Annotated in this window: 22 protein-coding genes; 13 read left to right on the forward strand and 9 right to left on the reverse strand. The window is 60.3% G+C overall.

Annotated features, from left to right (window positions below; all coding sequences use genetic code 11):
* Window positions 1-129 precede the first annotated feature (129 nt).
* Together FPT15_RS10685 and FPT15_RS10690 are read left to right on the forward strand one after the other, a co-directional pair.
* Complete coding sequence (locus FPT15_RS10685) at window positions 130-801, forward strand: heavy metal response regulator transcription factor (protein WP_145160707.1); 672 nt, start codon at window positions 130-132, stop codon at window positions 799-801.
* A complete protein-coding gene (locus FPT15_RS10690; protein ID WP_145160709.1) occupies window positions 798-2,168 on the forward strand; it encodes a heavy metal sensor histidine kinase in 1,371 nt (456 codons plus the stop codon). The genes FPT15_RS10685 and FPT15_RS10690 overlap by 4 nt, the downstream gene beginning before the upstream one ends.
* Window positions 2,169-2,203: 35 nt before the next feature.
* Here FPT15_RS10690 and FPT15_RS10695 read toward each other — a convergent pair whose 3' ends face one another.
* Window positions 2,204-3,265 carry an SDR family oxidoreductase gene (locus FPT15_RS10695; RefSeq protein WP_145160711.1) on the reverse strand — a complete coding sequence of 354 codons (1,062 nt, stop codon included), beginning with the start codon at window positions 3,263-3,265 and terminating at the stop codon, window positions 2,204-2,206.
* A 199-nt stretch (window positions 3,266-3,464) separates the two neighbouring features.
* Between FPT15_RS10695 and FPT15_RS10700 the strand changes: the two genes are divergently transcribed.
* Window positions 3,465-4,298 (forward strand): NAD(P)H-binding protein, encoded by an 834-nt coding sequence (locus FPT15_RS10700; protein WP_256676420.1) that lies wholly within the window; start codon window positions 3,465-3,467, stop codon window positions 4,296-4,298.
* Between the two features lie 347 nt (window positions 4,299-4,645).
* Here FPT15_RS10700 and FPT15_RS10705 read toward each other — a convergent pair whose 3' ends face one another.
* Window positions 4,646-5,329, reverse strand: coding sequence for a GntR family transcriptional regulator (locus FPT15_RS10705; RefSeq protein ID WP_145160716.1), 684 nt, complete (start codon window positions 5,327-5,329; stop codon window positions 4,646-4,648).
* Between the two features lie 404 nt (window positions 5,330-5,733).
* Here FPT15_RS10705 and FPT15_RS10710 point away from each other — a divergent pair, with 404 nt between their 5' ends.
* The 4 genes from FPT15_RS10710 (at window position 5,734) to FPT15_RS10725 (ending at window position 10,321) form a co-directional block, all read left to right on the forward strand.
* On the forward strand, window positions 5,734-6,714 hold the full coding sequence (locus tag FPT15_RS10710; protein WP_256676421.1) for a phosphotransferase: 981 nt from the start codon (window positions 5,734-5,736) through the stop codon (window positions 6,712-6,714).
* Window positions 6,715-6,740: 26 nt separating this feature from the next.
* Window positions 6,741-8,096, forward strand: coding sequence for an aspartate aminotransferase family protein (locus tag FPT15_RS10715; protein WP_145160718.1), 1,356 nt, complete (start codon window positions 6,741-6,743; stop codon window positions 8,094-8,096).
* Window positions 8,097-8,286: 190 nt separating this feature from the next.
* Complete coding sequence (locus tag FPT15_RS10720) at window positions 8,287-8,955, forward strand: haloacid dehalogenase type II (RefSeq protein ID WP_145160721.1); 669 nt, start codon at window positions 8,287-8,289, stop codon at window positions 8,953-8,955.
* Between the two features lie 40 nt (window positions 8,956-8,995).
* The gene (locus tag FPT15_RS10725) at window positions 8,996-10,321 is read left to right on the forward strand and encodes an FAD-binding oxidoreductase (RefSeq protein ID WP_145160723.1); all 1,326 of its coding nucleotides are present in this window, start codon (window positions 8,996-8,998) and stop codon (window positions 10,319-10,321) included.
* A gap of 167 nt (window positions 10,322-10,488) precedes the next feature.
* Here FPT15_RS10725 and FPT15_RS10730 read toward each other — a convergent pair whose 3' ends face one another.
* The 5 genes from FPT15_RS10730 to FPT15_RS10750 all read right to left on the reverse strand — a co-directional run bounded on the left by FPT15_RS10730 (window position 10,489) and on the right by FPT15_RS10750 (window position 15,896).
* On the reverse strand, window positions 10,489-10,881 hold the full coding sequence (locus FPT15_RS10730; RefSeq protein WP_256676422.1) for a helix-turn-helix domain-containing protein: 393 nt from the start codon (window positions 10,879-10,881) through the stop codon (window positions 10,489-10,491).
* Window positions 10,882-11,151: 270 nt separating this feature from the next.
* Window positions 11,152-12,597 (reverse strand): aldehyde dehydrogenase family protein, encoded by a 1,446-nt coding sequence (locus tag FPT15_RS10735; protein WP_145160725.1) that lies wholly within the window; start codon window positions 12,595-12,597, stop codon window positions 11,152-11,154.
* Window positions 12,598-12,743: 146 nt separating this feature from the next.
* Window positions 12,744-13,589 (reverse strand): GNAT family N-acetyltransferase, encoded by an 846-nt coding sequence (locus tag FPT15_RS10740; protein WP_145160727.1) that lies wholly within the window; start codon window positions 13,587-13,589, stop codon window positions 12,744-12,746.
* Window positions 13,586-14,770: an FAD-binding oxidoreductase gene (locus FPT15_RS10745; RefSeq protein WP_145160729.1), complete on the reverse strand. Its 1,185-nt coding sequence runs from the start codon at window positions 14,768-14,770 to the stop codon at window positions 13,586-13,588. The genes FPT15_RS10740 and FPT15_RS10745 overlap by 4 nt, the downstream gene beginning before the upstream one ends.
* Window positions 14,760-15,896 carry a DSD1 family PLP-dependent enzyme gene (locus tag FPT15_RS10750; RefSeq protein ID WP_145160731.1) on the reverse strand — a complete coding sequence of 379 codons (1,137 nt, stop codon included), beginning with the start codon at window positions 15,894-15,896 and terminating at the stop codon, window positions 14,760-14,762. Before FPT15_RS10750 ends, FPT15_RS10745 begins: the two co-directional genes overlap by 11 nt.
* A gap of 95 nt (window positions 15,897-15,991) precedes the next feature.
* Here FPT15_RS10750 and FPT15_RS10755 point away from each other — a divergent pair, with 95 nt between their 5' ends.
* Window positions 15,992-16,876 (forward strand): LysR family transcriptional regulator, encoded by an 885-nt coding sequence (locus FPT15_RS10755; RefSeq protein WP_017478853.1) that lies wholly within the window; start codon window positions 15,992-15,994, stop codon window positions 16,874-16,876.
* An 8-nt stretch (window positions 16,877-16,884) separates the two neighbouring features.
* On the opposite strand, the gene FPT15_RS10760 is transcribed toward FPT15_RS10755, so the two are convergent.
* Both FPT15_RS10760 and FPT15_RS10765 read right to left on the reverse strand, forming a co-directional pair.
* Window positions 16,885-17,598, reverse strand: a complete 714-nt coding sequence (locus FPT15_RS10760; protein ID WP_145160733.1) for a cupin domain-containing protein — start codon at window positions 17,596-17,598, stop codon at window positions 16,885-16,887.
* Between the two features lie 22 nt (window positions 17,599-17,620).
* The gene (locus tag FPT15_RS10765; RefSeq protein WP_145160735.1) at window positions 17,621-18,472 is read right to left on the reverse strand and encodes a GNAT family N-acetyltransferase; all 852 of its coding nucleotides are present in this window, start codon (window positions 18,470-18,472) and stop codon (window positions 17,621-17,623) included.
* A gap of 499 nt (window positions 18,473-18,971) precedes the next feature.
* Here FPT15_RS10765 and FPT15_RS10770 point away from each other — a divergent pair, with 499 nt between their 5' ends.
* The 5 genes from FPT15_RS10770 (at window position 18,972) to FPT15_RS10790 (ending at window position 24,511) form a co-directional block, all read left to right on the forward strand.
* Window positions 18,972-19,640 (forward strand): haloacid dehalogenase type II, encoded by a 669-nt coding sequence (locus FPT15_RS10770; protein ID WP_145160737.1) that lies wholly within the window; start codon window positions 18,972-18,974, stop codon window positions 19,638-19,640.
* Between the two features lie 21 nt (window positions 19,641-19,661).
* Entirely contained in the window at window positions 19,662-20,936 is a 1,275-nt protein-coding gene (locus FPT15_RS10775) for an FAD-binding oxidoreductase (protein ID WP_145160739.1), read from the forward strand.
* 95 nt (window positions 20,937-21,031) lie between these two features.
* Window positions 21,032-22,669 (forward strand): ABC transporter substrate-binding protein, encoded by a 1,638-nt coding sequence (locus FPT15_RS10780; RefSeq protein ID WP_145160741.1) that lies wholly within the window; start codon window positions 21,032-21,034, stop codon window positions 22,667-22,669.
* Between the two features lie 13 nt (window positions 22,670-22,682).
* The gene (locus FPT15_RS10785; RefSeq protein ID WP_017478859.1) at window positions 22,683-23,639 is read left to right on the forward strand and encodes an ABC transporter permease; all 957 of its coding nucleotides are present in this window, start codon (window positions 22,683-22,685) and stop codon (window positions 23,637-23,639) included.
* Entirely contained in the window at window positions 23,636-24,511 is an 876-nt protein-coding gene (locus tag FPT15_RS10790) for an ABC transporter permease (protein WP_145160744.1), read from the forward strand. The genes FPT15_RS10785 and FPT15_RS10790 overlap by 4 nt, the downstream gene beginning before the upstream one ends.

A 24,511-nucleotide genomic window follows, 5' to 3' on the forward strand; every position in this document is an offset into this window, starting at 1 on the left:
GTCTGGCTGAGTCATGGCCAGGCATGATGCCCCGTGCACTCCGTCAGAATGATTGCCTGATGATTACCAAGATGTAATGTGCCAAAACGCTCGGGCGCGCTAGCCTATGCGCCAGTTCCGGAGGAAAAGATGCGTATCCTGGTTGTAGAAGATGAAGCGAAAACAGCGGACTACCTGCACAAAGCCCTGACTGAATCGGGTTACGTGGTGGAAGTCGCCCTGGATGGCCTGGAGGGCCAGTATCTGGCGCAGGAAAGTGAGTTCGACTTGATTATTCTGGACGTCATGCTGCCGGGCCTGAACGGATGGCAATTGCTGCAGATTATTCGACGCAAGTGGCAAACCCCGGTGCTTTTTCTGACTGCCAGGGACTCTGTGGAGGATCGGGTCAAGGGGCTTGAGTCAGGGGCCGATGATTACCTGGTCAAACCTTTTTCCTATGCCGAGTTGTTGGCGCGCGTACGTACTCTGCTGCGCAGGGGGCCGCCACGTGAGGTCGAGCAGTTCCTGGTTGCAGACCTGAGCCTGGATCTGTTGCGGCGTAAAGTTACGCGCGGGGGAGAGCGCCTTACCTTGACCAACAAGGAGTTTGCCCTGTTGCACCTGCTGGTCAGCCGTGAAGGGGAGGTGCTATCGCGCTCGTTGATTGCTTCGCAGATCTGGCAGATGAACTTTGACAGTGATACCAATGTGGTCGACGTCGCCATCCGGCGACTGCGCGCCAAGGTTGACGATCCTTACCCGCTCAAGTTGATACAGACAGTGCGTGGCATCGGCTACATGCTTGAGGTGCAATCCTGAAACTGTTTCCGCGCGCCCTGAGCCTGCGCCTGGCGGTCATGTTCGCGTTGGTCAGTGCGCTGCTGCTGGGCTCCATTGGTTTTTATCTTTACCAGTCGTTACAGCGAGAAATCGCCTGGCGCGATGACCAGGCCCTGCTCGGGCGCCTGGAGCGCATGCAGGCGTTGATCAACGACAGTGTCAGCGTCGAGCAACTCAGAAATCGGCCCAAGCTATACGAAAACATGCTGGGCAATCGCGACAACCTGCTGTGGATCATCGATGACACAGGCCAGGTGCTGATCGAAATCAACCCCGTCAGCATGAGCTTGCCCAGGTTACCGGCTGCAGCCCAGGCTCAGGTGGGTGACGGTGACACTTCGATGCCGGTGCGGCTTGCCTGGCAGCATGTCATGCAGGGTGATCGCGGCTTGACCCTGATTGCTGGCAAGTTGTTGAACGAGCGCGAGCAAATGCTGGGGGCTTACCGACTCAAGCTCTGGCTCGCGATGTCGGTGGGCGCGCTGCTGGCTTTTGTACTCGGCGGGTGGGTCAGTCAGCGAGGCTTACGACCTGTGCGCCTGCTGGCCAAGCGTGCTGCTGCCATTGATGCACACCATCTGCATTTGCGGCTGGATGAGTTCAACGAATTCAGTGAACTGCAAGTGCTCAGCCAGGCGCTTAATCAAATGCTCGCACGCCTTGAAGAGGGCTTCGCCCAGCTCTCACGATTCTCAGAGGATCTCGCCCATGAAATGCGCACCCCGCTCACTAACCTGATGGGGCATACCCAACAATCGCTCAGGCATGGTCGTTCAATTGAGGACTACCAGAACCTGCTGGTTTCCAATCAGGAAGAATATGAGCGTCTGGCGCGAATGATCGACAGCATGCTGTTTCTCGCTCGTAACGAGCAGTCGCATGCATCGGTGAGTGATGAGCTCATCAACCTGCACGATCTAGTCCAGCAACTGTGTGAGTATTTTGAAGGCGTGGCGCAAGAGCGTGACGTCACGCTGATCAATCAGGCCCATGACCACGTGCGTGCTGATCCGGCCTTGGTCCGTCGAGCATTGGCTAACCTGCTGTCCAACGCGCTGCGTTATGGCGCTACTGCTAGCGCAGTGACGATTAGCAGTGTGGTGTGGGAGGACAGGGTCGAAGTCACTGTGCACAACCAAGGCCCGCCGATTTCGGCGCAACATCTACCTCGGTTGTTTGAGCGCTTCTACCGGTGCGACCCGTCACGCAATCAGCCGGACGATTCTGGTGGCTTGGGATTAGCAATCGTCCGTTCAATTATGCAATTGCATGGCGGGCGGGTAACCGTTGAGAGCACTGGAGCAGGTACACGCTTTTGCTTGGTGTTTGTGCTACAGAAGGCTTAAGCGAATGCCCTTAAGCCTATCCGTTGTGGCACGACCTAGGGGATCAAGCGCATCTCGCGGAGTTTGTCGAACACATCGAAAAATGCTTGATCGCTCGCCTGGTAGGCGGTGAAGCCCATTGCACGGCTTTTCGACATATCAGTCACGACTTCGATGGGTCTACCAAGGTCTGCATCGGTATGCCATGGGGATATCAGGCGACCAATATCAGCTTCCTTCAAGCCGTGCTCCGCGACTATTTGCGTCCACACCGCTTGGTCGTCAGCCATTTGCTGCTCGAGCGGTGAGAGTGAGGCAGGATAATCGGCAGCAGGCACGTCGAAGTATTCGGCAATTCGGCCCCACATCCATTTCCAGCGAAACACATCGCCATTAGTCACGTTGAATGCCTGGTTGGCTGCCGCCGGCGTGGTGGCCGCCCACAGTTGTTGTTTCGCCAACTGCCGTGCATCCGTCATGTCGGTGAGGCTGTCCCACTGCACTCTTGATCCCGGAAATACAAAAGGGCGATTCGTCTGTTTGCAAACCGAGGCGTAGACGGCGAGGGTGGTCGCCATATTCATCGCGTTGCCTACGGCAACCCCGGTGACGGTATGCGGGCGATGAACGCTCCAGGTGAAGCCGTCCTTTTCAGCCGCGGCGAAAAGTTCGTCCTCCTGGGCGTAATAGAAATTCTCGACATTCAGACGATCCTGCTCTTCGCGAAACGGTGTTTGCGGAAGGCTGCCTTTACCATAGGCTTCGAACGGGCCGAGGTAGTGTTTCAGGCCAGTAACCAGTGCTACGTGCTCAACGCTCTTGGCGGGTCGAACGGCGGCCAGCACGTTGCGAACCATGGCGGCATTAACGCGAATGTTTTCCGCCTCCGTGGCTTGCCGCGACCATGTGGTGATGAACACATGAGTAGGTTTCAGATCCGCAAGCGCATGTTCCAGCGAGGCAGGATCCTGAAGGTCTGCCGCGATGGGGATCACGCCTTGCGATTGCGACGGGTGCCTCGATAGCGCGGCGACCTGCCACTTGTTGTCGATCAGTAATTGAGTGATGGCGCTGCCAACGATGCCGCTGGCGCCGACGACTAAAGCTGTTTGGCTCATGAGTTCCTCCTAGATTTAGAGTTGGGAGTCCACCTGAGCAACGGAGGTTCAATCTAAACTGGAGTGCGCGCAAGTAATCGTCGAATGGCGGCAAGCTCAAGACCAGGATATAAGCCCTTTGCGGGTCGCCTCCGTTAATGGTGGTCCCTGGGGCTCAGTGTTTGGGGCTCGCGACGCCCTCTGAGGCCTGTGCCAGCGCTTGCGTGTCAACATATTCCCGGATGTTCGTCAGCTTTTGAAGAGCGCGCCGGGTTCTCGCATTATCGCGGCGGTCCGCAATCCTGCGAAGGCACAAGACCTGGCTGAACGCGGAGTGATTGTGCGCGAGGCAGACTACGCAAGGCCTGAAACATTAGCCCGTGCGTTTGAGGGAGTGGAAAAGCTTATTTTGATTTCCTCTAGCGAAGTAAACGGGCGGCTGCCTTTACACCGTGCCGTCATTGATGCGGCGAAACAGGCGGGCGTTTCACTGCTGGCTTACACCAGTATGTTACACGCCGATTCATCGACCGCTCAGCTCGCGATAGAGCACCGACAAACTGAAGACGCGATCGCTGCGTCCGGGCTTCCAGCCGTCATCCTGCGCAACGGTTGGTACACTGAAAACCACTTATACGCGTTGTCTGCTGCACTTGAGCATGGTGCGTTCGTAGGCTCTGCAAAGTACGGACGCTTTTCCTCGGCGGCGCGTAAAGATTACGCAGCGGCGGCAGCGGCGGTCCTGACTAAAGGCAGCCATGCAGGCGAAATATATGAGCTGGCAGCCGATCAGGCCTTCACCCTGGCCGAACTGGCGGCTGAGGTCTCCCGCCAGTCCGGCAAGCCTGTGGTCTACAACGATCTTCCTGAGCAGGACTACGCAAAATTGCTGGTTGATTTTGGGCTTCCTGCTGATCTTGCCGCCCTGCTGGCTGACGCAGATGCCGCGGCGTCCCGCGGAGCGCTGTTTGATGACGGAGGTGTTTTATCAACGTTGATTGGCCGTCCATCGATACCGATGAAGGAATTGGTCGCGTTGGCTCTTCGCGCTTAATTATTAGTAGATCGTTCGCGCCGCCACCACATTTTAAGGGGGTGGCGCCTGTTGAAGGTTGGCTCACAGAGCCATGGTCCAGTCGTGGATGGGCATGGCCTGGTTGCCGTAATGAGCTGCTCAATGGAGGTGGTTGTTGCAGGAGCTCTCAGTCGGTTAGCAGGGTAAGGGGCTCGCGAGGAAGCTGCTCGGGCGAAGCGGACTGTTCGATAGCAAAGAGGGTTCCATTCCCTTGAAGACAAGCGCGCTTGGTTGACCAGCTCTGCACGCAGAACTCCTCCTTCAGCAGTATCATCACTGAGTACTGCATCAAGCATTCCAGCCACATTCTGCACTTTTATTGTTGTTCAAAGCGATTGTCGTCGCTCGAACTGTGCGCGTAATAGCTTGGCGCTCAAATCCTCCCAATGCTCGACAAACGCTGTGCGGGCTGTTTCGAAGTCGCGACTGCGAAGGCAGGCTATCAAGTGCTCATGGTCCTCGACGATTTGCTTGGGGTCCTCATAACAGGGCTGTTGCAGTACTAGCAGCAGCTCAATCTCGCTCTCCAGCATGGCATAGCTGCGCTGCAGGCGTGCGCTGCCACTGGCGCGGATGATGGCTCGGTGGAAGTCACCATCGGCGGTGACAATGTCTGAGCGTGGAGTGTCGGGTGCGGCATTGCGCAATCTTTCAACGGCGTCCAGCGCGTCAGCTGGAACCGTGCCATTGAGGATAATCATGCGCACCGCTTCAGTTTCCAGTACCCCGCGCAGCCGAGCAATATCGACGATGTCATCCGGGCCGAACTCGGGTATGCAGAACCCGCGATGAGGTACTTTCAGCAACAAGCCGAATGACACCAGCAGCTGTGCTGCGCTGCGAAACGTGTTGCGCGCCACTTCGTACTCATCCGCCATCTTGACGTCTCGCAGGAATTCGCCTGGCTCGAAGTCACCGTTCAGGATCCTGGCCTTGAGCTTTGCAGCCAGTGCTTCGACCGCTGAGAGCTTGACTGGGGATGTTTCAATGTTCGTGCTGGAAAAAATCATGTTAACCACGACGAGGGTTGGGGCTCGGTAGAGCGAGCGATTCTAATACGCCCGCGGTGACGCTCACCAGCGAGGTCGCTAGCCTCCTTATAAATTGTGCAACAACTATATTTTTTTTGAGTTTTTTTTTGAGTTTTTAAATCATTATAAGCTATTGATTATTATTGATTTTGTTAAATGTCTTGCCTGAAATACAGCCAGAAGCTCGAAATATTTCCTTCCAATTAAAATAATTGTAGCACAATATATTTGCATCGATGTCGTGCCATGCATGGCTTTCCACGCCCAGGAGTCCGGCAATGCAAGTAATTGGGAAAGATGAGTCCAGCGAAAGCCTTGTCGCCTTACAGGGAGATTTGGCGGCGCCTTTCACGCCAGTGTCGCTTGAGGAAGGCCGGCGTATTGTGCTGGAGCAGTTTGGTATCAGCGCGCAGTTGACGCGATTTGCCACGGAAAAAGACGATACGTTTCGCTGCGATTGTTCAAGCGGCCAATCCTACGTGCTCAAGATCGCCAACCCGCAGGAAGCGCCCGTTGAGCTCTCGCTGCAAATCGAAGTGATGCAGCATATTGGGCGCAGGGCGCCTCAGTTACCGATCCCCAGGGTTTACCCCGCACTGGACGACAGGTACCTGACCACCGTAGTAACTGAAAGTGGTGAGTCAAGGCAGGTGAGGCTTCTGAGCTTTATGCCAGGCACACCATTGGATAAAACCACCCTCAACTCCCTGGGGCGCGAGCAGATCGGCCAATTGCTTGCGCACCTGAGGCTGGCCACTGCCGACTTTACCCACCCGGCAGAATCGCGCAAGGTCTGCTGGGATGTGCAGCACCTGCGGATGCTTGAGCCGATGCTCAACGGTGTCGTCGAGCCCGCGCGCCGGCACTCGCTGGAGCGGGCACTCGAACGCTTTGGCGAGGTGGAGGGCTTGATCGCTGGGTGCCGACAACAAGTGCTGCATAACGACTTCAATACCTCGAACATCGTCATCGATGCGCATCGCCCGCAATGTGTCGGAGCGATCATCGATTTCGGCGACACGGTCAAGACCGCTATTGCCATCGATGTGTCTACAGCCATGATGAACCAGTTGCTCGCGGTGCAACCCGGCCAGGACCTCGATATTTTTGCCCCCGCCAAGGATCTGCTCAGAGGTTACCTGCGGGTCGCCGACCTGACGCCAGAGGAGCTGGCCCTTATCCCGCACCTGGCCATGGCACGCCTGGTTGCCAGAGCGTTGATTACCACCTGGCGCTCGCAGCTTTTCCCGCAGAACAGCGCCTACATCTTAAGGAATGCCGCTCCGGGATGGGGCCAGTTGGATTGGATGCTTAACCGGTCACCGTCACAGATGTCAGCGCTTTTGATGCACTTCGCCGACTGATTCATCCATTGCTTAGGGGGGTTTAAATGAGCAACTCAAATATCCGGGCTGTCCGTGGTGACATGCCTAACGGCTTCAACCCTGCCAACGCCGATCGCCTGGACCCTGCTGCACGTGAACATATTCAGCGTCGGATCGATTTGCTGGGGCCCGCCTATCGGTTGTTCTACAACGAGCCGGTGGGGGTTGTGCGTGGCGAAGGGGCTTACCTGTACGATAAGGACGGCAACGAGTACCTGGACGCCTACAACAACGTGGTGTCGTTGGGGCATTGCCATCCGCGCGTTATCGCTGCGGTCACTGAACAGATGAATAAGCTGTGCAGCCACACTCGGTACATGCAGGACGGCATTCTTGACTACGCCGAACAGCTGCGCGCCACGGCGGACGGAGAGATGGCCGCCGAAGGGCACTTGATGTTCACCTGCAGTGGTTCGGAAGCCAACGATCTTGCCATCCGCATTGCACGGCATCACACCGGCAATACGGGCGTCATCGTCACCGCCGAGGCCTACCACGGCAACTCGGCGACCGTGGCAGCCTTTTCGCCGTCGCTGGGTATTAATGCCAAGCTCGACCCGTTCGTGCGCCGGGTACCTGCTCCGGACTCCTATCGCATCCCACGTGAAGCACTGGGCCGCTATATGGCCGACCAAGTGGCGGCGCAGATCCGCGATATCCAACGCCATGGGGGGGGAGTCGCGGCGTTCATTGCCGACTGCCTGTTTTCGTCCGATGGCCTGTTTTGTGATCCGGTCGATGTATTCGGGCCGATCGCCGAGGTGGTGCGCAAGGCGGGAGGCCTGTTCATCGCCGATGAGGTCCAGTCGGGGTTTGGTCGCAGTGGCACGCATTTCTGGGGGCATCAACGCCACGCGGTGGTGCCGGACATCATCACCATGGGCAAACCCATGGGCAACGGCTACCCAGTGGCGGGATTGATGGTGCGTCCGGAAGTGGTCGCAAGCTTCGGTCGCGACATGCGCTATTTCAATACGTTTGGCGGCAACAGCGTCGCGATTGCGGCCGCTCAGGCGACGCTGGATGTCATTACCGAAGAGCAGTTGATGGCCAACGCCAACCGTGTGGGCAGCCTGATCATGGCGGGTCTCAACGACCTGGCTGCCCGGTACGAGCAGATTGGCGACGTGCGAGGCACCGGCATGTACTTCGCGGTCGAGCTGGTAAAGGACCGGGCCAGCAAAACGCCGGACATGCAGACCGCTTTGCGCCTGGTCAACCATCTGCGGGAAAAACGCGTGCTCATTTCTGCGACCGGACCCGATGCGAGCATTCTGAAAATTCGCCCGCCCTTGATCTGGACAGCAAGGGAGGCGGGTCGGCTGCTGGACGCCTTGGAAAGCGCTTTTGCCGAGTTGTAAAGCCCACCCCGGCGCCTCGATAAAGCTGCTGGGGCGTGCCTTTAAAACGGTGGTTTGTACCAAGTAACCCTGCGTTTAAGCGCTTATGCACGGCCTCATGGTGATGTAATAAATTCATGAGGGCCGGATGCTCGGCACCCCACAGCGGCTTGCGCCGTAATGACCTCAGCACTGATTAAGGACCGCATTCATGAGCGTTCTTCGCCCCAAGTACATTACCTTCGACTGCTACGGCACATTGACCAACTTCAAAACCGCAGCCCTGACGCGCGATCTGTTTGCCGATCGCATCCCGGCTGAGCGAATGGACCAGTTCATCAAGGACTACGCGGCCTATCGCTTGGACCAGGTCATGGGTGACTGGCTGCCTTATGACCAGATTCTCAAGATAGCCTTGGCGCGCACATGCAAGCGTTGGGGCATCGAATACCGCGACGAAGGCCAGGTGTACTACGACGCCGTGCCGACCTGGGGACCGCATCCCGACGTGCCGGCGGGTCTGGCGAAAATCGCCGGCAAGATTCCCCTGGTGATTTTTTCCAACGCCATGGACGAACAAATCATGTCCAACGTCGACAAGCTCGGCGCACCGTTTCACAAGGTCTTCACCGCCCAGCAGGCCCAGGCCTACAAACCACGTCTGGCGGCTTTCGAGTTCATGCTCGATAACCTGGGCTGCAGGCCGGAGGATGTGCTGCATGTTTCATCGAGCTTTCGCTATGACCTGATGTCGGCCCACGACATGAAGATCAAGCACAAAGCATTCGTGGCCCGGGGGCATGAACAGCCGGCCAATGCTGCCTTCGGCTACCACCAGATCCCGGATATCGGCGGGCTGGCCGGACTGGTCGGGCTTTAGCAACAGGTCACTCTTCTGACCCCATTTGGATAACTAGAACATGCCAGCACCCTTAATTCCCGTGCATACCTCTGCCGATCTGCCGGCAGAGGCCGATGTGGTCGTGATCGGCGGCGGTATCATCGGCGCCTTTACCGCCTATTATCTTGCCAGGCGCGGCATGAAGGTCGCGCTGGTCGAAAAGGGCCGCATAGGCGCCGAGCAATCAAGCCGTAACTGGGGCTGGTGCCGTCAGCAGAATCGCGATGCGCGTGAGTTGCCGATGGCCACCAAAAGCCTCGAACTGTGGGAGCAATTCGCCGCGCAAACCGGTGAGCAGACCGGTTTTACGCGGTGCGGCTTACTTTACCTAAGCAACAACGACGAGGAGCTGGAAGGGTGGGCGCGCTGGGGCGAGTTTGCGCGTACGGTCAACGTGCAAACCCAGATGCTCACCGCCGAGCAGGCCGCAGAGCGTGGCAGGGCGACTGGCACGTCTTGGAGGGGTGGGGTGTTTGCGCCCACCGATGGCATAGCCGACCCTTCCCGCGCAGCCCCCGCGGTCGCATGCGCGATCATGGCACTGGGCAGTAGCGTGCACCAGGATTGCGCCGTGCGGGGCGTCGAGACCGAAGGCGGTCGATTGTCGGCGGTGATCACCGAAAAAGGCACCATACGCACCCGGCTCGCGGTGCTTGCCGCCGGCGCCTGGGCTTCGTCGTTCTGCCGCCAATACGGTATTCGGTTCCCGCAAGCGACGATTCGTCAGACCGTTCTTTCGGTCACCGCTCCGAGCCAGGAAATACCCAGTGCGCTGCATACCGCTGGCGCGTCCATGACCCGCCGCTTCGATGGCGGTTACACGCTGGCGATCAGCGGACGAGGTCGAGTCGACATCACTCCGCAGTTGCTGGGGTTCTCTACGCAATTCTTGCCGATGTTTCAGCGCCGCTGGCGCAACCTTGCGCTTGGGGGGCTGGAAGGCTGGCACGCAGGCCACGAAAGCTTGAAGCGCTGGCGCCTGGACCAGCCCACGCCGATGGAGAGAATGCGAATTCTCGATCCAAGCGCTGATGCCTCGACAGTTGCGTTGACTTACAAGCGCGCGGTGCAATTGGTGCCGGCTTTGCAAGGAACGTCGATCAAGGCGTCCTGGGCCGGCTATGTGGACAGTACGCCGGACGGTGTTCCCGGTATCGGCGAAATGGCCAGCCTGCCAGGGTTGGTGATCGCGGCAGGGTTCAGCGGGCATGGTTTTGGTATTGGTCCGGGCGCGGGTCATCTGATTGCCGATATCGTCAGCGGTATGACCCCCATTGTTGATCCGCGTCCTTATCACCCAGACCGTTTTCAGACGTCCGCCTGGGGTAAGGTGGCGGACTTTTGAGTTGAAGCCGTTTTGTTGAAATGTATTGAGAACGCGCCTTCGCGTTTCAAGTATCCGCTGGAACAGTTTCTTGTGCGAAATGAACACCACCCGTCGACCGCCATTGACCGCGTTCTTTTTTATTGCAGGCTGAATTCGGCTTGTTGGCCAGGCTGTTCAGCCCGTGATTAGCGTCCGTCGCTATCGAAGAAACTGGCTCGAATTTTGTCAGCCAGCGCCATCAATGGTTTGGCATATTGAGCGATCACTGCTTCAATCGACTTAGGGGTCGATACGCTGATATTCAATATGTGGTCCTGATAATTACGTATGCCAAGTGGCGTGGAAATGGCCACAACTTCGGCCTGCCAGGAAGCAGCGCAATAGCCTCGAAGTCGCACGCTTTCGCAGGCGTCAGCAATCTCCGTTTCCTCGTACACCAGCATGCCGCTGCGGATAAGCGTCTGGGTCAGGCGACTGGTCGTGGACTTGGACAAACCTGTACGTTCGCTAATGTCGCCATTCCCCAAGTACTCCGGGCTTTCAACAATGACGCCGGCATGAGCGGCGAGGTGCAACAAGCCTAATCGGAGTTGGTCGGTTTCGGCCCCTATGCGATAACTGCGTGCGAAGCACAGGAATTTGGCAACCTGGGTCGCGCCAAGGATCTCAACTCTTAGAGTATCGCCGCCTTGGCCACGTGCATATCTGCCTACGCCATGTATGGGGTGCCAGGGGTCGAGTGTTCGAATCACTCCGTCCCGACCCTATAACTCAATGACTTAGGCCAAACGGTAACGCTTGGGCTTTTCCATGCCTGCAAAATTAAGCCCTCGCCACAGGCCCATGACTCATTCACCAAATCCAATAATAGCCTTGGTTTCCAAATACTCCTCAAAGCCCTGCACGCCATACTCCCGACCATTCCCTGAGCGCTTGTAGCCACCAAACGGCGCCATCGGATTCCACGCGGGGTAGTTCAGGTGCACTTGGCCCGCACGAATACGCGACGCCACGGCACGTGCCTGCGTCAAGTCGTGGCCCTGAACGTGGGCGCCCAAACCGTATACCGTGTCGTTGGCGATGGCGACGGCTTCATCCACCGTCTCATACGCAATGATGCACAGCACCGGGCCGAAGATTTCTTCCTGGGCAATGCGCATGGCGCTGTTCACGTCGGAGAAAACCGTGGGGCGGGTATAAAAACCCTTGTCAAAACCCAGCACACGCCCAGGCCCACCGCACACCAGTTTCGCACCCTCGTCGAGGCCTGCCTGGATCATCGCCTGGACGCGATTGAACTGGGCTTCGTTGGCGATCGGCCCCAATTGCGTGTCTTCCGATTGCGGGTCGCCAACCATGAGCGCATTTGCAGTCGCCGCCGCCAGGGCTTCGACCTCGGCCAAACGGTTTTTTGGCACGATCATGCGGGTCGGAGCGCTGCACGATTGCCCGACGTTGCGAAACGCGGACATCACCCCCAGCGGTACGGCCTTGGCGAAGTCGGCGTCGGGCAGCAACACATTCGGCGACTTGCCCCCCAGTTCCTGGGTGACGCGTTTCACCGTAGGGGCTGCCGCTTGGGCAACCAGCGCGCCTGCTCGGTTGGAGCCGGTGATTGAGATCATATCGATATCCGGATGTGCCGCCATGGCTGCGCCAACCTGGGCACCGCTTCCGTTGACGAGGTTGAACACCCCGGGCGGCAGGCCTGCGTCATGCACCAGTTGTGCAAACAGCAGGGCACTCAGCGGCGACAGTTCGCTGGGTTTCAAGACCACGGTGCAGCCTGCGGCGATGGCCGGGGCGACTTTGGCGGTGATCTGATACAACGGCCAGTTCCACGGCGTGATTAGACCGCAGACGCCTATGGGCTCGCGCTGGATGGCGGTACCGCCTTCCACCGTCTGGAAGCGATAGCTGGACAGCAAATCACGAGCGACCCGAACGTGTTCGGCCGCCAACGGCACTTGCATTGCCCGAGCGAAGCCGATGGCGGCGCCCATTTCCAAGGAGAGCGCCTGTGCAAGCTGCTCTTTGCGCTCAAGGATAAGCTCGTGGATTTTCCCAAGCACCAACGCCCTGGACGCCGCGGGCGTTGCAGACCAACCGGCGAACGCCGCACGTGCTGCCGCAACGGCACGATCCACATCCTCGGCAGACCCGCTTGCGACCTGTGCAACCACCTCCTCATTGGCCGGGTTGACCACCGGCAAACTGGCGGCAATGGTCGGGGAAACCCAGCAGCCATCGATATAAAGCTGCTGAGACGTTTTGTTCGACGCGTGTATGGTCATCCAACTGGCTCCCTGGAGCGGCAATAGGCCCTGCGAACAGCAAGGCCCGGTGTCTCGCTAAGCTAGCAAAAGGTTTCAGCCCGAAGATGCCGTTATTCAACGCTGCAAGGGATAATCTGCTGAATCTGGCAGGCTGGCTTTGCGACCTAGCCGATTGCTTGCGTCACCAGCGCAAACTGGTTGATGCCGCCGCTTGATTGCGGGGGCACACCCCGTACCATTCGCGGCGCTTTGTCGACGCATGGCAGCCCCAGGCTCTCCAGCCAGTCGGCCAACCCGCAGGCGGTGGGAATGTCGAAGCGCACGAACTGACCCGGGATCAACCGCAGCAGGTGAGTGATCAACTGTTGGGCCTGTTCCTGATTGTGTGCAACGACAGGACCCACGATATGGCCCCGACCAAATCGGCGGAGCAGGGCGCAACCATTGAGTTGCCCTTCGACCTCAATGCCGACCACGTGCTCGGCCGTAGACAGCAGGTCGTTGAGTACCTGGGTGCGGTCCAGGCCGCTGCCGGCATTGGCCAGTTCGATCACCGTGGGGTAATCAGCCAGGCTCAATACGCGACAGTGCGCATGCCGGGTCAACGGCATTGGTGCCGGAGCGTGCGGTACGCCCTGATGTTGCTGAATGTGCGCAAAGTCGACGAAGCCCAGGCTGGTGTACAGCGGCGCCCCTGATTCGGTTGCGTTGAGGATCGGCGTACGCGGGCCCGTAGCGTCCAGGCACAGGTTCATCAGCTGGCGCCCGATGCCTTTGCCTTGGTGTTGATCACTCACAATCACCAGACCGATGGAGGAATAAGCCCCCTGATGGCAGGCGAACGCCACGCCCACCAGCTTACCCTCATGTTCGGCGACAAAGCCTTCGGACGTGCGCTGCACCATCGCCCAGTCTTCCTCGCGGTGAGGCCATTTCAGGTGCACGGACAGTGCGTGGGCGGCGGGCATGTCGGCGGCGGTGACTGTGCGATAAACGTAGGAGTGGCTCATATCAGTTTTCCTGTAGTGGGGGCGTTTGCAGGCACCGTAGAAGGTTGGGTAAACCGCCGGATATCGAAGGGGCTGATCAAGGTGCTGGTGCTGCCGGTGCTGATCAGCTCGGCCATTACATCCCCCACGCCCGGGCCGAGCTGGAAGCCGTGCCCACAGAAGCCGAAGGCATAAAATAACCCGTCCACGCTGCCGCTCGGGCCCATCACCGGCAGGGAGTCCGGGGTGTAGCTCTCGATACCGCTCCACACACGAATGATGTTCAGCTTCTCGGCCCCCGGTAACAGTCGCCGCATTTGGCGCATCTGGTTGAGCAGGCTTTCGGGTTTGAAAAACGCCCGTCGGTTGATCATGTCCGGCGTACAGCGGTTGCCGCCGCCGATGATGATGTTGCCGCGCGGGATCTGGCGGAAGTAGATCACCTCTTCCTTGATTTTGGTGAACACACCGATCACGGTCGGCAAGGCGTAGGGCACCGGTTCCGTGACCGACATCTGCGGGCCGTTGGGCTCCAGCGGTACCGGCTCACCAAAGCGCTCGGACAAGCGGGCAGCCCAGGCACCGGCTGTAATCAACAGCTGCTCGGCGACGAACAACTGCCCGTCGGTGGTGGTGACCTGGAATAAACCATTGACCTTTTCCACGTCGGCGACTTCGGTCTTTTCCTCGATTCGTGCCCCGAGACGCCGGGCTGCACGGGCAAACGCCGGCGCTGCGAGGCGCGGGTTGGCGTGACCATCGTGAGGCGCATAGGAGCCGCCTTTCACCTCCGGGCCGAGGAAACCAAAGCGCCGGTGCAGCTCGGCGCCACGATAGATTTTCAAGTCCAGTTGCGCGGCTTCCGGCGCGGCGGCGTAGGCCTCAAGTTCAGCGATTTCATCTTCGCGATAGCACACGCGCATGTGGCCACTGGGGATGAACTCCAGGTCGTCATCGATCAGCTCGGGCAGGCGTTTCCACAGCGCCCAAGAACGATTGGCCAGCTCCAGTTGCCCCAGGTAGCGGCCCTGGCGGCGCACGTTGCCGAAGTTCACACCGCTGGCGTACTGACCGATCTGGTCGCGTTCCAGCAGCGTGACCGAGCAGCCGCGCCGCCGCAGGAAAAACGCCGACGAGGCGCCCATGATGCCGCCACCGATAATCAGCACCTGGCTTTTCGAACCTGATTGATTACCAGCCATGGAGGCGGCTCCAGATGTGTACGCCGCCTTTGGCGTCCACGGCGTGATAGTCCGGGAACTGCGCGCCGGTGGCGCAGGCATGGTTGGGGAGGATGCGCAGCCGGCTGCCGATGGGGAAGCGCGTAACAAGGTCGTCAATGGCGGCGGTGCCCAGGGTGACGATGCCATGTTCCTGGTTGGCGCCCGTGACCAGCGCACCGTCGATCCAGTCGCCGGCTTCGGTACACACTTGGCCATAACCGAAGTCCTGGCGCTGGCGCTGTGTGCCACGGTCACGGCTCATGGCCATCCAGCCGGCGTCAGTAATGATCCAGCCTTTGTCCGGCTGATGGCCGATCACCGTGGTCAGTACGCTGAGTGCCAACTCGTCGGCCTGACACACGCCAATGTTACGCATCACCAGGTCAAAGAACACATACACGCCCGCCCTCACTTCGGTGACACCGTCCAGGTTCAGCGCCGAGAGGGCAGTGGGGGTTGAGCCGATACTGACCTCGGCGCACGCCAGCCCGGCTTCGCGGATGGTGCGGGCGGCGCTGACGCAGAGGGCACGTTCCTGTTCGGCCAGCGCCTGCAGGGCTTCGAGGGTGTCCAGCTCGTAACTGGAGCCCGCGTGGGTCATCACCCCCCGCAGGCGCATACCGCCGTCGTTGAGCAGGTGCGCCACCTCAATCAGCACAGGGTCTTGCGCGGCCAGGCCTGAGCGATGGCCGTCGCAATCGATCTCGATCCATACGTCGAAGCGTTCGTCATGTTGCTGTGCGAACGCGACGATGGCGCGAGCGCCTGAGACGCTGTCGGTGAGCAGACTCAAGTTGCAGCCTCTGCGCCGCAGGGCCAGGGCCTGAGGCAGTTTGCCCGGCGCTATGGCAACGGCGTAGAACACATCGCTGATGCCTGCGGCGAAACAACGCTCGGCCTCTTTGAGGGTGGAAACCGTGACGCCGCTGGCGCCTGCGTCAATCTGTGCCTGGATCACCGGCAAGCACTTGCTGGTTTTGATGTGCGGGCGCAAACGTACGCCAAGGGTGCCCATGCGCTCTTGCATACGCTGGATGTTGTGCTGCATTCGCGTAAGGTCGATGAGTGCGACAGGTGTGTCTAGGGAGGCAATCTGCATGGACATGGCGGAACTCGAGTGACTGGGTACAGGCGGCACTCTACTCAGCTGTCCTTAAGTTGTGGTTCAATCATGACTAATCAATCATTAAGTAAAATTGAATGATTTCTATCGAAGACCTGCGTCTGGCCGTCACCCTTGCGCGCTCTGAATCACTGAGCGCTGCGGCCCGAGCCCTGAACGTCACTCCGCCGGCGCTCTCCATGCGCCTGCGTAAACTGGAGACCTTCCTGGGGCTGACCCTGGCCAATCGCGACGCCCGACGCCTCAGCCTTACGGCAGATGGCGAGCGGTTCTCGCGAGAAAGTGCGCTGCTGCTGGAGCAGCTCGAAGCGCTGCCGGAGTCCTTCAGGCAAAAGGACGAAACGCTGGTGGGCACCTTGAGGTTGGCGGCGCCATTTGGCTATGGTCGGCAGCGAATCGCACCGCTGTTGGCGCGTTTTGCCAGGATGCACCCCCAGCTGTGCCTGCACCTGGATTTGCGCGAGACCCCCTGGCCTGATCGTCATGACAGCGATGCGGTGATTCACATCGGCCATCTCAACGACAGCCTGTGGACGGCGCGGTCGCTCACGCCAAACGAGCGTTGGCTATGCGCGAGCCCAGCCTACCTGCAAGCCCACGGTGTACCGTCATCACCGGACGAACTGGCGTCCCATCGCTGCATTTGCATTCGTGAAAATGATGAGGACGTTACGCTCTGGCACCTGCGCAAGGGGCAGGGCCGCAAGACGCTGCGCGTGGAGCCGGCGTTGCTGAGCAATGATGGAAGCGTTGCCCGGCGATGGGCCGAGCAAGGCTTGGGGTTGGTGTTGCGTTCGCAGTGGGATGTCAGCGACGCCGTTGCCAGCGGCAGCCTGGTGCGCGTGTTGGCAGACTGGAGTTTTGACAGTGCGCCGATCATCCTCCTGGTGCCGTCGCGAAAGCTTCGCAGCCCGCGCGTCCAGGCATTGGTGGCGTTTATGGAGGAGGCGCTGAAAGCCTGATTTGCGCCTTATTTCACGGCGTAGACCTTGCGTACATACACCGTGCTGTTCCAGGCACACGGCGCACCTTTGGCCACGAATACCGTGTCGCCACGGTCGACCGTCACCGCAACTCCCTCGTCGTCTTGCAGCGTGACGCTGCCTTCGAGCAGGTGCATCAATTCATGCAGTTTGTGCGGGCGGCCGTGGCGGGCGTAGGGCGTCGAGTCCCAGATGCCGATGCGCAGCTCAGTGACCTCATCATCGAACAGGTTGAACGCGCGGCACTGCGGGGTAGGGCCGATCAGGATCTGTGGTTCGGGCGCGGCGGAGGGATTGAGCAGGGTATGCGGGGCAAGCAAGGTCAGGCCCGGGCGCGCCGGAGCATCGGCTTGGTCGACGGCGCAGAACGCCCATTGGCTGCCTGCGCTCGCCTGCACTGTAAGGCGTGTGCCACGACCGATCACGGCGCTGCTGCCGACCCCCAGCTCCAGTGTCTGGTCTGCGCTGCCGAGCAGCACATGGCCTGCGTGTACCACCAGTGTTTCGCTGTGGGGGAAGCCTTCGATCACGGCTTCGCCGCTGAATGTCACCAGCCCTGCGGACACGCCATCATCGCCCAGCCAGGCGAGTTGGCGGGTGTCGCCGAAGGGGTCCAGCGCGCTCAAGGCGCCGGTATTGAAAGACGTGGCAACGCGGCTGCCGTCGGCGCGAGCCAACAGCAGGATACGGGGAGATGACATGGGGAATGCTCCGGGAGGAAAGTCAGCCGATCGCCTGAGTGATCAGGGCAAAGGGGTGTACGCCGTGGCTGGCCCGGGGCGGCGTGCCCAGAGCCATCTGCGCGACGGTGTCGATGTTCTTCAGCCCGGCGTATTCGAGCCAGTCGCTGAGGCCGCAGGCGACGGGAATGTCGATGCGGACAAAGGCATCCGGCACCTGGGCCAGCAGTACCGCGATCAAGTGCTTGGCCTGATCGATGTTTTCGGCAACCACCGGGCCGATGCAGCGCCCACGACCAAACGGCCGCAGCAGGGCGAAGCCGCGTAGCTGGCCATCGCGCTCGATGCCCACCGCGTGCTCCACCTGCAGGTCGCGCAGTACTTCGCGGCGGTCCAGGCCACTGGCGGCTTTGGCCAGCGCGAGCAGGCTGGGGTGGTCGTCGGCGTGCAGGGCGCGGCAGGTTTCGCCATCGGCCAGTCCCGGCAGGGCGGGCACCAACGCCTGGCCCTGATGCTGTTGCACTCGCCCAAATTCGACGAACCCCTGGCTGGTATACAGCGGGGCGCCGGCGAGGGTGGCGTTGAGGACCGGCGTGCGCGCATCGCAGGCGGCGAGGGCTTTTTCCATCAAACGACGGCCGATGCCCTGGCCCTGGTAGTCATTGCTCACGATCACCAAACCGATGGTGGCGTAGTCGCCCTGGGGGCAGGCGAAGGCGCTGCCGATCAGGCGCTCGCCATCCATCACCACGAAACCGTCGCTGACACGTTGCAACATGGCCCAGTCTTCCAGGCGGTGCGGCCATTTGAGTTGCACCGACAAGGTATGGGCGGCCGGCAGGTCGGCCGCGGTCATGGGGCGGTATACATAAGCAGGGTGTGGCAGGGCGGACATGGCGAGCCTCCATAGAGCGTATTGTTCAGCACGAGGATGCTTGTATCCCACCTGTTTTAGAGGCTGGCAAGTGGGTCGGGAATATTCGGCAGATTCCTTGGGCTGTGTGTTGCGCGGCCACAGTTACTACTTAATTGGGGTAGGGGGGCAGCAGCAAATGCCAAGGGTGTTTTCCGGGTACATCTCCATAGCGCGGTCACGGCCACGCAAGCAATCCCGGCCAGCCACACTTTCTGCCGCCCCCACCCCCGTCCTTAAGCCTTTCTGCCCCTCAAAGCCCCCAAAAAGCGCACAAACACAGGCCCTGCCCAAGCCTGGCGCGCACCGCAAAGTCTGCTGAGCCCGGCCACCAAAACGGTGGTTTGTATTGAGCGAAGGTCTTTTTAGACGGCATATGCTGATTTCACAGTGGTGTAATGAACCTGTGCTGCAACGAGGCGGAGCCGCCGCCAGGGCAGTGAACGCTTGTCACACTCAACGAACTTCAGGACCGCACTCCATGAGCTTTCTTCGTCCCAAATTCATTACGTTCGACTGCTACGGTACGCTGACCAACTTTCATATGGGCACCATGACCCGCGAGCTCTTCGCCGATCGTATCCCCCCTGAGCAGATGGACCAATTCGTCAAGGACTTCTCGGCCTACCGCCTCGACCAGGTCATGGGCGACTGGCGCCCCTACGACGAAATTCTCAAGACCGCCCTGGCCCGTACCTGCAAGCGCTGGGGTATCGAGTATCGCAAGGAAGGCCAGCTGTATTACGACGCCGTGCCGACCTGGGGCCCCCACGCGGACGTGCCGGCCGGCCTGTCGAAGATTGCCGACAAGATTCCCCTGGTTATCTTCTCCAATGCCAGCGACAGCCAGATCATGTCCAACGTCGACAAGCTCGGCGCGCCATTCCACAAAGTATTCACTGCCGAACAGGCCCAGGCCTACAAGCCGCGCCTGGCCGCCTTCGAATTCATGCTCGATAACCTGGGTTGCGGCCCGGACGACATCTTGCATGTGTCTTCCAGCTTCCGTTATGACCTGATGCCGGCCCATGACATGAAGATCAAAAACAAAGCGTTCGTTGCCCGTGGCCACGAAGTGCCAGGCAATGCGTTTTACGGTTACCAGCAGATCACCGATATCGGTGGGCTGCCAGCGTTGGTCGGTCTGTAACAGCACACCAAGGGGTAAAGCATGGGCAGTGAATCCTATTGGCTCGACACCGCACCGGCGTTCACCGGTGCCCAACTGGGCAGCTTGCCCGGGCAGGTCGATGTGGCTGTGGTAGGTGGTGGCTTCACTGGCCTGGCGGCGGCGCGTGCGTTGGCGAGCAAAGGGGCGAGTGTGGTGGTGCTCGACGCCGGGCGTGTGATCGGCGAGGCCTCTGGGCGCAACGGTGGCCAATGCAACACCGGCGTGGCCCAGGATTATGCCGGGCTGCACGCCAGCCTCGGTGCCGCCAAGGCGCGCGCCTATTACCAGGCCTATGAAAGCGCGGTGCAGACCGTCGTTTCGTTGGTCGAGCAGGAAGGGATTGCCTGCGACCTGGTGCGCAACGGCAAGCTCAAGCTGGCGGCCAAGCCCCTGCATTACGAAGGCCTGGCCCGCACCTGTGAGCTGATCCGCCAGGAGGTGGATGCCGATGTCGCGTTGCTCAGCGCCGAACAGACCCGTGCAGAAGTCAACTCGACCCAGTTCCACGGCGGCTTGCTGCAGCGCAACGGCGTGCAGATGCATGTCGGTCGCTTCGGGGTTGGCCTGGCCGAGGCGGCCGCGCGGCGCGGCGCGATGATCTACGAGCACACTACCGTCAAGGATTGGAAGGCCCAGGCCGGTGGCTATCAGGTCAACACCGCCAAAGGCTCGCTGCACGCCGGGCAAGTGCTGCTGGCCACCGGCGCCTGCCAGCATGGCGACCTCGGTTGGTACCGTCGGCGCATTGTGCCGGTGGGCAGTTTTGTCATCGTCACCGAAGTCTTGCCCCAAGCGTTGATCGATCAGTTGCTGCCGCTGCGCCGCGCCTACGTGACCAGCCGCATGATCGGCAACTATTTTCGCCTGACCCCGGACAACCGCCTGCTGTTTGGCGGGCGTGCCCGGTTTGCCATGTCTGACAGCGTCTCCGACGCCAAGAGCGGCAAGGTGCTGCAGGCGGCGATGCTGAACATGTTCCCGCAGTTGGCGCACGTGAAGATCGACTACTGCTGGGGCGGCCTGGTGGACATGACGTCCGACCGCCTGCCCCGCGCCGGCCAGCACGGCGGCGTGTTCCATTCCATGGGCTATAGCGGCCATGGCGTGCAGATGTCCGTGCACATGGGCCAGGTCATGGCTGACGTCATGGCGGGCAACGCGGCGGCAAACCCGTGGGGTGAACTGGAATGGCCGGCGATTCCCGGGCATTTCGGCAAACCCTGGTTCCTGCCGTTCGTGGGCGCCTATTACCGTTTCCAGGACTATTTGCACTGAGTTGCCGTTGTTGCGTGACCGTCGTTTGCGTTTCCAGGACGCTCCGGACATCCGTGAGCACTCGATTCTTCCGATTATCGACAGGTAGCCTTGCTATGACTGACAACAAAAACACACCCGAGCTCATCTCCGGCCAGGAAAGCCTGCGGGTGTTCGAAAGTCTCAACCGTGGCATGTCGCGCCGCAATGCCCTGCAAATGCTCGGCGTTGCGGGCGTCGCCGCCGCTGGTGCGGGCAGCCTGTTCGGCGCCGCCGGCAAATTGTTCGCCGATGAAGCGGCCACCGAGGGCAAAGGCAAGCCGGGCGGCAAGATCCGCGTGGCCGGCATGTCCAGCTCCACCGCCGACACCCTCGACCCGGCCAAGGGCGCGCTGTCCACCGACTATGCACGCCACTACATGTTCTACAACGGTCTGACCCGTTTCGATAAGCACCTGGTGCCGCAACTGGAACTGGCTGAGCGCATCGACAATACCGACGCCACGGTGTGGACCATCACCCTGCGCAAAGACGTGACCTTTCACAATGGCAAGGCCCTGACCGCCGCCGACGTGGTGTTCTCCCTGAACCGCCACAAAGACCCGCTTACCGGCTCCAAAGTCATGCCGCTGATGGAGCAGTTCGCCGAGATCAAGGCCAGCGGGCCGAACGAGGTGCAAATTCGCCTTAGCGCGCCCAACGCCGAGTTGCCTTCGATCCTCGCCGTGTCGCACTTGTTGATCGTTCCCGAGGGCACCACCGACTTCAACAAAGGCATCGGCACCGGCCCGTTCACTGTCGGTGAGTTCAAGCCGGGTGTGCGCTCGATTGCCGTGCGCAACAAGAACTACTGGAAACCGGGCTTGCCGTACCTCGACGAGATCGAGTTCATTGCCATCGCCGACGAGCCATCGCGGGTCAACGCGTTGCTGTCGGGCGACGTGCACATGATCAACGAGGTCAACCCGCGTTCCACCACGCGCATCGCCGCGAGTACCAAGCACCGAGTCGTGGATGCGCCGTCGGGCAACTACACTGACTTGATCATTCGCCAGGACCAGTTACCCGGCAAAAGCCCGGAATTCACCCAGGCCATGAAGCTGCTGCTCGACCGTGAGCAGGTCAAGTCTGCGGTGTTCCGTGGGTTTGCCGTGGTGGGCAACGACCACCCGATCGCGCCGGGTTCGCGTTACTTCAACGCCGATCTGCCGCAGACGGTGTACGACCCGGAAAAAGCCAGGTTCCTGCTGAAGAAAGCCGGCATGGAAAGCATCACCATGCCGGTCATGGCATCGCCTGCCGCCACCGGTTCGGTGGACATCGCCGTGCTGTTGCAGCAGTCGGCGAAACAGGCCGGGCTCAAGCTGGACGTGAACCGCCTGCCGAGCGACGGCTACTGGTCCAACCACTGGATGAAGCACCCGTTGAGCTTCGGCAACATCAACCCTCGGCCGAATGCCGACGTGATGTTCTCGCAGTTCTTCCAGTCCAAGGCGCCGTGGAACGAATCCGGCTGGCAGAACGATCAGTTCGACCAGCTGTTGATGCTGGCCCGTGGCGAAAACGATGACGCCAAGCGCGCCAAAATGTATGGCGACATGCAGACCCTCGTGCACGACCACTGCGGTATCGGCGTGCCGGTGTTCATCAGCAACATTGACGGCGTGGACCAGCGCGTCAAGGGATACGGCACCAACCCGCTGGGCGGTTTCATGGGCTACATGTTTGCCGAGCAGGTGTGGTTGGACGCGTGAGGAGGGCAGTGCGATGAATGGCAATACACTGTGGTTGATCGCCCGGCGTTTCGGCGCCGGGGCCGTGACCTTGTTGATTGTGTCCATGGTCGTGTTTGCGATCACGGCGGTGCTGCCGGGGGACGCGGCGCAGCAATCCCTCGGCCAGTTCGCGACCCCTGAGCAGGTGGCGGCACTGCGCCTGAAGCTGGGGCTGGACCAGCCCGGTGTATTGCGTTATTTGCACTGGTTGATGAGCCTGCTCACCGGCGACCTGGGCGTGTCAGTGTCCAACGCCATGCCGGTGGGTGAACTGATGGCGGGCCGGGTGCCCAACACCCTGATGCTGGCGGGCGCCACGGCGCTGGTCTCGGTGCCGGTGGCACTGGTACTGGGTATCGGCTCGGCGATGGGCCGTGGCGGGCGCATCGACAGTTGCCTGAGCTTTATTACCCTGGCGATGGTCGCGGTGCCGGAGTTTCTGGTGGCAACCTTGGCGGTGCTGATTTTCGCGGTCAACCTCGGCTGGTTGTCGGCGCTGTCTTACGCCAGCGACATCACCTCACCGCTGCAATTCATGCGTACCTATGCCTTGCCGGTGATGACGCTGTGCTGCGTGATCGTCGCGCAAATGGCGCGCATGACCCGCGCCGCCGTGATCGATCAACTCGACAGCCCCTACGTGGAAATGGCCCGACTCAAAGGCGTCAGCCCCATTCGCATTGTGCTGCGCCATGCCCTGCCCAATGCGATCGGGCCGATCGCAAATGCCATCGCCCTCAGCCTGTCGTACCTGCTGGGCGGGGTGGTGATCGTCGAAACCATCTTCAATTATCCCGGCATTGCCAGCTTGATGGTCGATGCCGTGACCAACCGTGACATGGCGCTGGTACAAGCGTGCACCATGTTGTTCTGCGCGGCCTACCTGGGGTTGGTGTTGATCGCCGACCTGTGCGCAATCCTGTCCAATCCGAGGCTGAGAAACCAATGAACCCGGTCATTGCGAAATCCAAGCCTGTGTCTTCCGCGCTGGCCCTTGCCAAGGTTTCCAGCGGCCCGTCCTGGTTGGGGCTGGTGGGCGCCGTTGTGTGCGTCGTTTGGTTGCTGGTGGCGCTGTTCGGCCCCTGGCTGGCACCCCACCCGGTGGGTGAAGTGGTGTCCGATAACATCTTCGAAGGCTTCAGCCTCACTCATCCGTTCGGCACCGACTACCTGGGGCGTGACATGCTCAGCCGGGTATTGGTAGGCGCGCGATTCACCGTCGGGCTGGCGCTGGTGGCGGCGCTGTTGGCCAGCACCTTCGGCACCGGGTGTGCGCTGCTGTCAGTGGTCTCGCCCAAGTGGCTGGACGAGATCATCAGCCGCATCATGGATGCCTTTATCTCGATCCCAAGCAAAATGCTTGCGCTGATCATGGTCTCGGCGTTTGGCTCGTCAGTGACGCTGCTGATCTGCACGGCGGTTATCAGTTATATCCCAGGCTCGTTCCGCGTCGCCCGCAGCATGGCGGTCAATATCGAGGCCCTGGAGTACGTGCAGGTTGCGCGCACTCGCGGCGAAGGCCGTTTGTACGTGGCGTGCATGGAAATCCTGCCGAATATACTCAACCCGGTATTGACCGACCTGGGCCTGCGGTTCGGCTACATCGTGCTGTTGCTCAGCGGCATGAGTTTTCTCGGCCTCGGCGTACAACCGCCAGACGCCGACCTCGGCTCGCTGGTGCGCGAAAACATCGGCGGCCTCAATCAGGGTGCGCTGGCCATCATCATTCCGGCGTTGGCCATTGGCACGCTGACCATCGGTGTGAATCTGCTGATTGATTACTTGTCATCACGACGCAGTCGACGCACGGGAGGCCATTGA

Source organism: Pseudomonas sp. RGB, assembly GCF_007713445.1.
GTDB lineage: Bacteria > Pseudomonadota > Gammaproteobacteria > Pseudomonadales > Pseudomonadaceae > Aquipseudomonas.

What these genes read in the sequence shown, in the direction of transcription:
- FPT15_RS10755 (WP_017478853.1), top strand. Translation starts at nt 15,992, where the DNA reads ATGATTTCTATCGAAGACCTGCGTCTGGCCGTCACCCTTGCGCGCTCT.
- FPT15_RS10745 (WP_145160729.1), bottom strand. Translation starts at nt 14,770, where the DNA reads ATGGCTGGTAATCAATCAGGTTCGAAAAGCCAGGTGCTGATTATCGGT.
- FPT15_RS10760 (WP_145160733.1), bottom strand. Translation starts at nt 17,598, where the DNA reads ATGTCATCTCCCCGTATCCTGCTGTTGGCTCGCGCCGACGGCAGCCGC.
- FPT15_RS10725 (WP_145160723.1), top strand. Translation starts at nt 8,996, where the DNA reads ATGCCAGCACCCTTAATTCCCGTGCATACCTCTGCCGATCTGCCGGCA.
- FPT15_RS10740 (WP_145160727.1), bottom strand. Translation starts at nt 13,589, where the DNA reads ATGAGCCACTCCTACGTTTATCGCACAGTCACCGCCGCCGACATGCCC.
- FPT15_RS10770 (WP_145160737.1), top strand. Translation starts at nt 18,972, where the DNA reads ATGAGCTTTCTTCGTCCCAAATTCATTACGTTCGACTGCTACGGTACG.
- FPT15_RS10735 (WP_145160725.1), bottom strand. Translation starts at nt 12,597, where the DNA reads ATGACCATACACGCGTCGAACAAAACGTCTCAGCAGCTTTATATCGAT.
- FPT15_RS10765 (WP_145160735.1), bottom strand. Translation starts at nt 18,472, where the DNA reads ATGTCCGCCCTGCCACACCCTGCTTATGTATACCGCCCCATGACCGCG.
- FPT15_RS10775 (WP_145160739.1), top strand. Translation starts at nt 19,662, where the DNA reads ATGGGCAGTGAATCCTATTGGCTCGACACCGCACCGGCGTTCACCGGT.
- FPT15_RS10750 (WP_145160731.1), bottom strand. Translation starts at nt 15,896, where the DNA reads ATGTCCATGCAGATTGCCTCCCTAGACACACCTGTCGCACTCATCGAC.
- FPT15_RS10705 (WP_145160716.1), bottom strand. Translation starts at nt 5,329, where the DNA reads ATGATTTTTTCCAGCACGAACATTGAAACATCCCCAGTCAAGCTCTCA.
- FPT15_RS10720 (WP_145160721.1), top strand. Translation starts at nt 8,287, where the DNA reads ATGAGCGTTCTTCGCCCCAAGTACATTACCTTCGACTGCTACGGCACA.
- FPT15_RS10785 (WP_017478859.1), top strand. Translation starts at nt 22,683, where the DNA reads ATGAATGGCAATACACTGTGGTTGATCGCCCGGCGTTTCGGCGCCGGG.
- FPT15_RS10790 (WP_145160744.1), top strand. Translation starts at nt 23,636, where the DNA reads ATGAACCCGGTCATTGCGAAATCCAAGCCTGTGTCTTCCGCGCTGGCC.
- FPT15_RS10695 (WP_145160711.1), bottom strand. Translation starts at nt 3,265, where the DNA reads ATGAGCCAAACAGCTTTAGTCGTCGGCGCCAGCGGCATCGTTGGCAGC.
- FPT15_RS10715 (WP_145160718.1), top strand. Translation starts at nt 6,741, where the DNA reads ATGAGCAACTCAAATATCCGGGCTGTCCGTGGTGACATGCCTAACGGC.
- FPT15_RS10780 (WP_145160741.1), top strand. Translation starts at nt 21,032, where the DNA reads ATGACTGACAACAAAAACACACCCGAGCTCATCTCCGGCCAGGAAAGC.
- FPT15_RS10685 (WP_145160707.1), top strand. Translation starts at nt 130, where the DNA reads ATGCGTATCCTGGTTGTAGAAGATGAAGCGAAAACAGCGGACTACCTG.